Genomic DNA, 10,488 nt, shown 5'->3' with positions numbered 1-10,488 from the left:
AAGGGGGCCTGACGACTGTGGCGGGTACAGGATTCGAACCTGTGTAGGCGTAAGCCGACGGATTTACAGTCCGCTCCCATTGGCCGCTCGGGCAACCTGCCGGGTTTTGCCCCAATCCCGACCCGGGTTTGGTGCGAGTAGCAGGGTACAACGAGGATGGTCCCAAGACGAAAACGCATCACCAATAGGGAGGGAGCGAGTCCATGGCGGATTCAAGCTTCGACGTCGTCAGCAAGGTCGACCGGCAGGAGGTCGACAACGCCCTGAACCAGGCCGCCAAGGAACTGGCCACCCGTTTCGACTTCCGCGGCACCGACACCACCATCGAGTGGCAGGGCGAGGAGGGCATCGTCCTCGTCTCCTCGACCGAAGAGCGCGTGAAGGCGGCCATCGACGTCTTCAAGGAGAAGCTGATCCGACGCGACATCTCCATGAAGGCCTTCGACGCCGGTGAGCCGCAGGCCTCCGGCAAGACCTACAAGGTGATCGGCAGCATCAAGCAGGGCATCAGCAGCGAGGATGCCAAGAAGGTCACCAAGCTCATCCGCGACGAGGGCCCCAAGGGCGTCAAGGCGCAGATCCAGGGCGAGGAGATCCGCGTCAGCTCCAAGAAGCGCGACGACCTGCAGTCCGTTCAGGCACTGCTGCGGGGCGCCGACCTCGAGATCGCGGTGCAGTTCGTCAACTACCGCTAACCCTCGCCGAGACAGTAGCCAGGGTCGGTTGGCGGGGCGCTCAACGACAGGGAACGCTATTTCGGCGAAGAAATGAGCCGTCGGCCATACCCTGATCGCCATGGCACCTGCGCAACGCGAACCGAACGTCGTCGTCCTCGGTGGCGGCTCCTGGGGCACCACGGTGGCCTCCATCTGTGCCAGGCGCGGGCCGACGCTGCAGTGGGTCCGCTCGCAGGAGACCGCCGACGACATCAGCGACAACCACCGCAACTCGCGGTATCTCGGGGACGACGTCGAGCTGAGCCCCACGCTGAGGGCCACGACCGACTTCTCCGAGGCCGCCGAATGCGCCGACGTCATCGTCATGGGCGTGCCGTCGCACGGCTTCCGTGGCGTGCTGGAGCAGCTGGCCAAGGAACTGCGGCCGTGGGTGCCGGTGGTGTCGTTGGTGAAGGGCCTCGAGCAGGGCACCAACATGAGGATGAGCGAGATCGTCGACGAGGTGCTACCCGGGCACCCAGCGGGGATCCTGGCCGGGCCGAACATCGCCCGTGAGGTCGCCGACGGATATGCCGCTGCCGCAGTGCTCGCGATGCCCGACCAGCACCTGGCCGCCAATCTGGCGAATCTTTTCCGCACCAAGCGCTTTCGCACGTACACCACCGACGACGTCGTCGGCGTCGAGATGGCAGGCGCGTTGAAGAACGTCTACGCGATCGCCGTCGGGATGGGATATGCGCTTGGCATCGGTGAGAACACCCGGGCCCTGGTGATGGCGCGGGCCGTCAGCGAGATGTCCAAGCTGGGTGAGGCGATGGGCGGAAAGCGCGAGACGTTCGCTGGGCTGGCCGGGATGGGCGACCTCATCGTCACCTGCACCAGCCAGCGCAGCCGCAACCGCCACGTCGGCGAACAGTTGGGTTCGGGCAAGTCGATCGACGAGATCATCGAATCCATGAACCAGGTCGCCGAGGGCGTCAAGGCCGCCAGCGTGATCATGGAGTTCGCCGAGAAGTACGGGTTGAACATGCCGATCGCCCGCCAGGTCGACAGTGTCGTGAACCACGGTGCAACCGTCGAGGACGCCTACCGAGGACTGGCCGCCGAGAAGCCAGGACACGAGGTCCACGGCTCGGGCTTCTAGCGGGGCCCGTCAGTTGGAGTACGGGTTCTTGCCCTCGCCGGTGTTGAGCAGCAGCGGGTTGTTCGGTTCGAGGACGAAACTGCCCGCCGGGCTGATGACGAAACCCGCGCCGTCGAAGGAGTTGGTGCACTGGGTCACCGTGCCATCCGTCCCGCACGTCACGTTGCGGAAGCTGATGCGCGTCCCGGGAGACAACCGGTTGGGCAGCGTGTCGAAGACGTACAGCGGCCGGTCTGCGTTGGCGAACCCTGGCGGCCCCTGCTGGGCACCCGTGACCGTGTTCGCTCCCTCGGGCGCTGCGGGGATCGGGCCGCTGCAGCCGTACTTGCCCGACCCGCGGTTCATGACGCAGGCGATGTCACCCGGCACGGCGAACGCGTAGATCTGGTTGTCCAGCATCGAGTACTCCGACGGCTTCACGGGCGTGAGCGCGTTGAGGTTGAGTGGCGGCGGGGGCGGGGGCGGCGCTGGATCCGGATCGGCGGCGGCCACACCGGGCACGCCGATCACAGCTGCCCCCGCAGCTACCAGGCCGATCAGAATTCTGCTCAGCACGGGCTAACCATAGAGGGTGGCGGCGTGGCCTGCAGCAGTACCGCCGGACATCGGACTCTCCCCTGCGGACACAACCGCCACTCCTGCACCGCTTCGGACCGTAGGAACGTTCTGCCCGGCTATCAGCGACTTCCGCCGCCGCGGCCGCGAAGTCGCTCATAGCCGGGCACTCCGACTACTACCCCGACCGGGGTGCCAATGGGGCTGATGTGGTCCAGGCGTGCTCAGTACTGCCCAGGGCCCCGGCCCGCCATCTGCTCGAGCCGCGCGATGCGCTCCTCGATCGGCGGGTGGGTCGAGAACAGCTTGCCGATCTTCTCGCCAGCCCGGAACGGGTTCGCGATCATCAGGTGGGCCTGGTCGGCCAGCTGGGGCTCGGGCGGCAGCGGCGCCAGCTCCACCCCTCGGCTGATCTTGCGCAGGGCGCTGGCCAACGCCAGCGGGTCCCCGGTGAGCTCGGCACCGGACTGGTCGGCCTGATACTCCCGCGAGCGTGACACCGCCATCTTGATGACCGTCGCCGCGATGGGACCGAGCAGCGAAACCAGAAGGATGGCAAACGGATTCGTCCCACCGTCGCGGTTGCCGCCGCTGAACATGCTGGCGAAGAAGGCGAGGTTGGCCAGCGCAGTGATCACCGACGCCATGGCCCCCGCCACGCACGAGATCAGGATGTCGCGGTTGTAGACGTGCGAGAGTTCGTGGCCAAGCACGGCGCGCAGTTCCCGCTCCTCGAGAATCTGCAGGATCCCGGTGGTGCAGCACACCGCGGCGTTGCGTGGATTGCGTCCCGTCGCGAAGGCGTTGGGCGCCGCGGTGTCGCTGATGTACAGCCGCGGCATGGGCTGATGCGCCGTGGTCGCGAGTTCACGCACGATCCGGTACATCGCAGGCGCCTGCACCTCGTTGACCGGCTGGGCGTGCATCGCCCGCAGCGCCATCTTGTCGCTGTTGAAGTAGACGTAGGCGTTCATGCCGACGGCGAACAGCACCGCGAGCCACAGGATCGCAGGTTTCTGGAACAGCGCGCCGATGAACACGATCAACGCCGAGAACCCCGCCAGCAACAGGAACGTCTTGAGCCGGTTCGCGTGCGGATGCCAGGTCATTGTGGCTCCTCCTACTTGAAACCATCGAAGTCTTTCGCTGAACTGAACGTTCGGGACTCCGTCTGTGGTTCCGATCAGCCGTGACGATTGACCGTGTAGTCGACCAGGTTGGCCAGCGCCACCCGACCGGGCACGTCGGGTAGAGCAGCCAGTTCGTCGCGGGCCTGCACGACGTACTGCGCGACGGTCTCCTTGGCCTCGGCGATTCCCCGTGACGAACGCAACAGCGCCAACGCTTCGGCGACCTTCGCGTCGTCCTCGACGGGGCCGTCCAGCAGCTCGCGCAGCCGTTCGGCGTCGGGCCCGCTTTCGCGCAGCGCATAGAGCACGGGCAGGGTGTGCACGCCCTCCCGCAGGTCGGTGCCAGGCAACTTGCCTGACTCGTCGGGGTCGCTGTCGATGTCGATGATGTCGTCCGATATCTGGAACGCCGTGCCGACGATGCCCCCGAGGCGGCCCAGCCGCTGGATCTGCTCGTCGTCGGCCCCGGAGAACGTGGCGCCGAACGTGCCCGACGCCGCGATGAGGCAGGCCGTCTTCTCGTAGACGACCTTGAGGTAGTGCTCGACGGAGTCCGCGCCCTCGACAACCCCGCGGGTCTCACGCATCTGACCCGTGACCAGCTGGGCGAACGTGTCGGCGATGACGCGCACGGCGTCGGGCCCCAACTGCGCAACCAGTCGCGACGCCGTCGCAAACAGGTAGTCGCCGGCCAGGATCGCGATGTTGTTGCCCCACCGCGCGTTCGCGCTGTCGGCGCCGCGGCGCACCTGCGCCTCGTCCATCACGTCGTCGTGGTAGAGCGTCGCGAGGTGGACCGACTCGATCACCGCGCCCGCGACGGTCACCCGCCAGTTGTCGGGATCGGGACCCAACTGCGCCGAGAGGACGGTGAACAGCGGGCGGAACCGTTTGCCACCCGCCTGAAAGAGATGCTGGACGGCCTCGGCCATCAACTCATCGGCGTTGCCCAGCTCAGTAGCCATCAGGTCTTCGATACGCGCTACGCCGTCCCGGACATTCGCCGCGAAGGTTGCGTCGCCGAAGTCCACGCCCGCGACCACGGACGCCGGTGTCTTCATTGCTCCAACATACTGGGGGGCGTGGACTCTTTGGCGGCGGGCAGGAGCGAAGCGACCCGGGGTAAAACGACGGCGGGCAGCAGCGAAGCGACCTCGGCAGGCAAAAGGGCCGACGTCGTCGTGATCGGCGCCGGGCCTGCCGGTTCCGCGGCCGCTGCGTGGGCCGTCCGCAACGGCCGCGACGTGCTGGTGATCGACGGTCAGCAGTTCCCTCGGGACAAGGCGTGCGGCGACGGGCTCACCCCCCGCGCGGTCGCCGAACTGGAGTTGCTCGGCCTCGGACCGTGGCTGATGAGCAAGGTCCGCCACCGCGGCCTGCGCATGTCGGGCTTCGGCGCCGACGTGGAGATCGAATGGCCGGGCCCGTCGTTCCCGGCGACCGGCAGCGCAGTTCCCCGCACCGAGCTCGACGAACGCATCCGCTCCGTTGCCGCCGACGACGGGGCCAAGATGCTGCTGGGAGTGAAAGCCGTTGGGGTGGAGCATGACTCACGCGGCCGCGCGACGTCGGTCACGCTGGACGACGGCAACACCGTCGGATGCGAGGAGTTGATCGTCGCCGACGGCGCCCGCTCGACGCTGGGCCGGCTGCTCGGCCGCGAGTGGCACAAGGAGACCGTCTACGGCGTGGCGATCCGCGGCTATCTGAGCACCCCGCGAAACAGCGAACCCTGGATCACCTCGCACCTGGAGCTGCGCTCCCCGGCGGGAGAGGTACTACCCGGCTACGGCTGGATCTTTCCCCTCGGCAACGGAGAGGTGAACATCGGCGTCGGCGCGTTGGCCACCTCGAAGCGACCCGCCGACGCCGCGCTGCGTCCGCTCCTGAGCCACTACACCGACCTGCGACGCGACGAGTGGGGCTTCGTCGGCCAACCACGCGCCGCGCTGTCGGCGTTGTTGCCGATGGGTGGCGCCGTGTCCGGTGTCGCAGGGCCCAACTGGATGCTGATCGGCGATGCCGCGGCCTGCGTCAACCCGCTCAACGGCGAGGGCATCGACTACGGCCTCGAGACCGGCCGGCTGGCCGCCGAGATGCTTGGCACCGGGGACCTGTCCCAGGCGTGGCCCGCCGAACTGCATCGGCACTACGCCCGCGGGTTCTCCGTGGCCCGGCGGCTGGCGCTGTTGCTCACCATCCCCCGATTCCTGCCGACCGTCGGGCCCATCGCGATGCGCTCGCACTTCCTCATGGAGGTGGCCGTCCGGGTGATGGGCAACCTGGTCACCGACGAGGACGCCGACTGGATCGCCCGCATCTGGCGGGGTGCCGGCACCGGCTCGCGACGAATCGACGCGCGCAATCCGTTCAGCTGAGCTAGCCCGTTGTGGTTTGCCGTCATTGCGCGCGAAAACGTGTTTTTCGTCTGCGATGATGGGGATAATTGACGAGCGAGGAGAGAAATACCGGCGGGTGGGGGATCGTGCAGCCTGGGATGGAGCAGACAGCGGAGTCAGGCGCCGTCGCCGCGTTTCTCGAGTCCAGCGAAATTCGCCCGTCAGTGCTCGTCATCGAGGGCGAGGCGGGGATCGGCAAGACCACGCTGTGGTCGGCGACCGCGGCGCAGGCGCAAGAGCGTGGATTTCGGGTGCTGTCGGCCCGGGCAGGCACCGCCGAATCGGGTTTGGCGTACGCCGCGCTGGCGGACCTGCTGGACAGCGTGCGCCCACAGGAATTGGCGAACCTGCCCCACGTGCAGCGGGTGGCCCTCGACAGGGTGATGTCCCGGGACGAACAGACGGGCCCGGCCACCGATGAACGCGTCGTGGCGTCGGCCTTCCTCAGCCTCGCCGACACGCTGTCGTCCGGCGCACCGCTGCTCGTGGCGATCGACGACGTGCAATGGCTGGACCCCTCGAGCCTGACAGTCGTCGCATTCGCCGCACGACGCCTCAAGGGACGCATCGGGTTGGTCGTCACCGAGCGCACCGATCCCTCCGCGGGACATGGCGCCGCGTGGCTGCACCCGAACCGGCTGGATGGGGCGGAACGCGTGCACGTCGGCCCGCTCAGCCTCAGTGGGCTGCACAACGTGATCGCCGCCCGCCTCGGTCGCACCTTCCCTCGGCCGACGACCCTGCGAATCCACGAGATATCCGGCGGAAATCCCTTCTACGCACTCGAGCTGGCCCGCTCGATGGGCGACCGGTCAACCGGCTTGGAGACCGACCTGCCTGGCTCGCTGTCCGACCTGGTGCGCTCCCGACTCGACCAGCTCGGCGACGAAGCCCTCACCGTGCTGCTGGTGGCCGCCTGCGTCGGCACCCCGACCGTCGATGCACTCGCCGAAGCCAGCGGCGAGACCACCGAGCGCGTCGTCGAGCTTCTCGAGGTGGCGGAGAGCGACGGCATCGTTCAGATCGACGGCAACCGCGTCCGCTTTAGCCACCCACTGCTCGCACGCGGCGTCTACACCGTCGTGGGCCCCGTCCGTCGCAAGCACATGCACCGCACCCTGGCCGAGATCGTCGAGCAGGCCGAGCTCCGCGCGCGGCACCTCGCGCTGGCCGCGTCCAGCGCAGAGCCCGCGACGCTGTCGGCGCTCGACACCGCCGCGGACTCGGCCTGGGCGCGGGGCGCGCCTGCAGCGGCCGCCGAACTGCTGGACCTCGCCATCAACCTCGGTGGCGACACCCCGACACGTCGAATCCAGTGCGCCGAGAACCACTTACGGGCAGGCGAGTCCGAACGCGCCGACGAGTTACTCAAGTCGACCGTTGACCAGCTCGTGCCTGGCCCGCTGCGCGCGAGTGCCTTGAATCTGCTTGGCGCCATTCGGATCTATGACGACAGCCTGCTCGAAGCCGTCGACCTGCTCGACACTGCGCTCAACGACGCAGACGGCGACCACGCCCTCATGGTGCGGAGCCTGCTGCTGTCGTCCTTCGCGTACGCCTATTCCGGCAAGGCGGACGACTCCGTTCGCCGAGCCGAGCAGGCATTGGAGCACGCCGAGAGCCTGGCCGATCCAGGGGCGACCAGTCAGGTGCTGGCCATGTTGGTGTTGGCGAAGTGCCTGCGCGGCGACGGCGTGGACGAGCAGAGTCTGCAGCGCGCACTCGACTTGGAAGATCTCGAAGACGTCGTCCCCATTCAGTTTCGGGCCAGCGCCGTGAGGGTGTTCACCGACGCGTGGACGGGCAAGCTCGAAGAAGCGCGGATCGGAGAGATCGACATCAAGCGGCTCTACCTGGAGCGCGGAGCCGAGACCGACGTGATGTCGATTGCCGCCAGCAGCGCGCTGTCCGAAGTATGGCGCGGTGACTTCGCCGCAGCGGCGGCAGTCGCCGACGAGGCCGTCGAACGTGCCGAACACATTGACACCCAACATATTCGAGGCGTGGCACTTGCGATGCGGGCTACGGTGGCGGCCCACCTGGGAAGTGCGGCGGAGGCTCGCAGCGACGCCAACGCGGCGCTTGCGATCGCAATCGAATGCGGCACACCACAACTCGCGCTGCGAGCAATCACGATTCTGGGCTTCGTCGACGTCTCGATGGCGAACTACGAAGACGCGCAGAAGGTCTTTCAGCCACTCGTCGACGCGTTCGACACGCTGCCCGGCTCCGAGATCAGGAACAAGGACTACGCGCCCGACGCCATCGAAGCGCTGATCAACGTCGGCCAGGTCGCCGCGTCCGAGCCCTTGATCGAGAGGCTGGAGGCCGACGGCCAGCGGTTGGACCGGCCGTGGTTGTTGGCAGTCAGTGCTCGGTGTCGGGCCATGTGGTGGGCCGACAAGGGCGACCTCGACGAGGCGATGCGCATGGTCACCAAGGCCATGGCAGAGCACGACCGTCTGCAGATGCCGTTCGACCGGGCGCGCACACTTCTTCTGCTCGGCCAGCTGCAACGCCGCAAGCGTTTGAAACAAGCCGCTGCAGAGACGTTCGCCGAGGCGTTGCGCGAATTCGAGAGGATGGGGGCCTCCCTCTGGGCGACCCGGGCACGCGAGGAGATCGATCGGACGGATGTCGATCCGGCACGCCGTTCGGTGCTGAGGCCCACCGAACAGCGGGTGGCAGAGCTGGTCTCGTCCGGCATGACCAACCGCGACGTCGCAGCCGAACTCTTCATCAGCCAGAAGACCGTGGAAGCGAATCTCACGCAGATCTACCGAAAGCTCGGCCTCCGTTCGCGTGCGCAACTGGCCCGCAAGCTCGGCGAGGGCCGATCATGACGTCCTGCCGCGACCAACCCCGAATGTCAGCGCAGCACCCGTTCGACGAAGTTCCGCAGATTGGCCCGCATCTGCTCCCGTGATCCACCGTCATTGGTGACGATGTGATCCACCATGTCGATGCGGGTGGCGCCGAGCAGGGCGTGCGCGGTCCACGCCGCGTCCCCTGGTCCGATCGCCTTGCTCAACAACTGCACGAGGATATCGTGGATCTCGACGTAGTGGGGTGAGTCGAACAGCGTCTGCCCGCCACCTGGCTTGCCCTGCTCCACGGCGAGGACCAACTGACGGTGGTCGAGCTTGAAACCGACGATCGCATCGAGCATTGCCAGGATGCGCTCGGCCGGTGCGGCGTCGGGACCCAGTGGCGGCGAACCGGATTCGATCGCGTCGCGCAGGTCGGCGAGGTGCGCCTCGTAGACGGCCTGCAGCAGCGAGGTGCGGTCACCGAACCGACGGAAGAGGGTGCCCTTCCCGACTCCGGCGGCGCGGGCGACGTCGTCCATCGAGACCGTGCCTGGGTCGTCGGCTTCGTCGAACAGCCGCGCGGCCGCGCTCAGCACGGCCTGGCGGTTTCGCGCGGCGTCGGCGCGTTCGGCCACCAGATCTCCTTTGCATAAACGGACCGATGGTCCGAACAATAGTCGACGAGGAGAACTTGCATGTCCGACACCAGTACTGGCAGCACGCCCGGCGAAGTGTTCGCGATGGCGATGACGGCGATCAGCTCAGGCGACGTGGAGGGTTGGCTCGCGCAGTGCACCGATGACGTCGTCGTGGAGTTTCCTTTCGCTCCTCCCGGTCGGCCCCGGCGCGTCGCAGGCAGGGACGCTGTGGGGCGATACCTCAGGGCGTATCCGGGGCAGATCGAGTTCGACGAGGTGACGAACCTCGACGTCCACCAGACCGTTGATCCCGACACCGCCGTCATCGAGATGACGGCGACCGGGCGGGTGAAGGCCACGGGCGCGCCGTACGAGATGTCCTACGTGGTGGTGCTGAAGACCGTCGATGGACGGATGTCGCTGTACCGGGACTACTGGAATCCGCTCGTCGCGCTCGAAGCACTCCAAACACCGTGAGCCGTAATAGGTCTGGAGCCACTATCGTCAGCGGGGTGAGGGGATACTGGCTGCCGCGAACGTGCGCGTTGGTACGAAACCCGCGGCGTGTCGCGGAGCAGACACGCACGCTCGCGCCAACGGGGTGACGTCAGCTGGGTTTGGTGGCGGCGTGCAGGGCGACGATGCCGCCGGTGAGGTTGCGCCAACGCACGGCCGACCAACCGGCCTCCCCGATCCGCCGCGAAAGCTCGGCCTGCGTTGGCCAGGACCGGATCGACTCGGCCAGGTAGACGTAGGCGTCCGGGTTGCTCGACACCGCACGGGCCACCGACGGCAGCGCGCGCATCAGGTACTCCTTGTAGACGGTGCCGAACAGCGGATTGGTGGGCGTGGAGAACTCACACACCACCAGCCTGCCGCCGGGCCGGGTCACCCGTGCCATCTCGCGTAGGCCCTCGACGTGGTCGACGACGTTGCGGATCCCGAAGCTGATCGTCACCGCGTCGAACGACTCGTCGGCGAACGGCAGCTTCGTCGCGTCACCGGCGACCTTGGGCACCGCGCGGCCCGCGCCTGCCGCCAACATGCCGACCGAGAAGTCCGCGGCCACGCACCACGCGCCGGACTGCGCCAGCTCGACGGTCGACACCGCCGTCCCGGCCGCGAGGTCGAGCAC

At 67.5% G+C, this 10,488-nt stretch carries 10 protein-coding genes and 1 tRNA gene; 5 read left to right on the top strand and 6 right to left on the bottom strand.

Annotated features, from left to right (window positions below; all coding sequences use genetic code 11):
- Positions 1-18 precede the first annotated feature (18 nt).
- Positions 19-101: transfer RNA gene (locus tag ACRDUX_RS15740), tRNA-Tyr, on the bottom strand.
- Between the two features lie 102 nt (positions 102-203).
- Here ACRDUX_RS15740 and ACRDUX_RS15735 point away from each other — a divergent pair.
- Positions 204-695, top strand: coding sequence for a YajQ family cyclic di-GMP-binding protein (locus ACRDUX_RS15735; RefSeq protein WP_526414948.1), 492 nt, complete (start codon positions 204-206; stop codon positions 693-695).
- 100 nt (positions 696-795) lie between these two features.
- The gene (locus ACRDUX_RS15730) at positions 796-1,821 is read left to right on the top strand and encodes an NAD(P)H-dependent glycerol-3-phosphate dehydrogenase (RefSeq protein WP_526414947.1); all 1,026 of its coding nucleotides are present in this window, start codon (positions 796-798) and stop codon (positions 1,819-1,821) included.
- A 9-nt stretch (positions 1,822-1,830) separates the two neighbouring features.
- Here the strand turns inward: ACRDUX_RS15730 and ACRDUX_RS15725 are convergent, their stop codons facing one another.
- From ACRDUX_RS15725 to grcC1, 3 genes are all read right to left on the bottom strand, one after another.
- Positions 1,831-2,376 carry a hypothetical protein gene (locus tag ACRDUX_RS15725; RefSeq protein ID WP_526414946.1) on the bottom strand — a complete coding sequence of 182 codons (546 nt, stop codon included), beginning with the start codon at positions 2,374-2,376 and terminating at the stop codon, positions 1,831-1,833.
- Between the two features lie 224 nt (positions 2,377-2,600).
- Positions 2,601-3,485, bottom strand: coding sequence for a zinc metalloprotease HtpX (htpX, locus tag ACRDUX_RS15720; protein ID WP_526414945.1), 885 nt, complete (start codon positions 3,483-3,485; stop codon positions 2,601-2,603).
- A 74-nt stretch (positions 3,486-3,559) separates the two neighbouring features.
- A complete protein-coding gene (grcC1, locus tag ACRDUX_RS15715) occupies positions 3,560-4,567 on the bottom strand; it encodes a nonaprenyl/(2E,6E)-farnesyl/geranylgeranyl diphosphat synthase (RefSeq protein ID WP_526414944.1) in 1,008 nt (335 codons plus the stop codon).
- A gap of 21 nt (positions 4,568-4,588) precedes the next feature.
- On the opposite strand from grcC1, the gene menJ reads away from it, so the two are divergent.
- Both menJ and ACRDUX_RS15705 read left to right on the top strand, forming a co-directional pair.
- The gene (gene menJ, locus ACRDUX_RS15710) at positions 4,589-5,884 is read left to right on the top strand and encodes a menaquinone reductase MenJ (RefSeq protein ID WP_526414943.1); all 1,296 of its coding nucleotides are present in this window, start codon (positions 4,589-4,591) and stop codon (positions 5,882-5,884) included.
- A gap of 119 nt (positions 5,885-6,003) precedes the next feature.
- Positions 6,004-8,748 (top strand): helix-turn-helix transcriptional regulator, encoded by a 2,745-nt coding sequence (locus ACRDUX_RS15705; RefSeq protein WP_526414942.1) that lies wholly within the window; start codon positions 6,004-6,006, stop codon positions 8,746-8,748.
- Positions 8,749-8,774: 26 nt separating this feature from the next.
- On the opposite strand, the gene ACRDUX_RS15700 is transcribed toward ACRDUX_RS15705, so the two are convergent.
- The gene (locus ACRDUX_RS15700; protein ID WP_526414941.1) at positions 8,775-9,350 is read right to left on the bottom strand and encodes a TetR/AcrR family transcriptional regulator; all 576 of its coding nucleotides are present in this window, start codon (positions 9,348-9,350) and stop codon (positions 8,775-8,777) included.
- Between the two features lie 60 nt (positions 9,351-9,410).
- Here ACRDUX_RS15700 and ACRDUX_RS15695 point away from each other — a divergent pair, with 60 nt between their 5' ends.
- On the top strand, positions 9,411-9,830 hold the full coding sequence (locus ACRDUX_RS15695) for a nuclear transport factor 2 family protein (protein WP_526414940.1): 420 nt from the start codon (positions 9,411-9,413) through the stop codon (positions 9,828-9,830).
- Positions 9,831-9,960: 130 nt separating this feature from the next.
- On the opposite strand, the gene ACRDUX_RS15690 is transcribed toward ACRDUX_RS15695, so the two are convergent.
- Positions 9,961-10,488, bottom strand: a 528-nt coding sequence (locus tag ACRDUX_RS15690; protein ID WP_526414939.1) for a ubiquinone/menaquinone biosynthesis methyltransferase, incomplete at its 5' end; no start/stop codon positions are given.

The organism is Mycobacterium sp. (assembly GCF_050701675.1).
Lineage (GTDB): Bacteria > Actinomycetota > Actinomycetes > Mycobacteriales > Mycobacteriaceae > Mycobacterium.
This window is presented reverse-complemented; position numbering and strand designations above follow the sequence as displayed.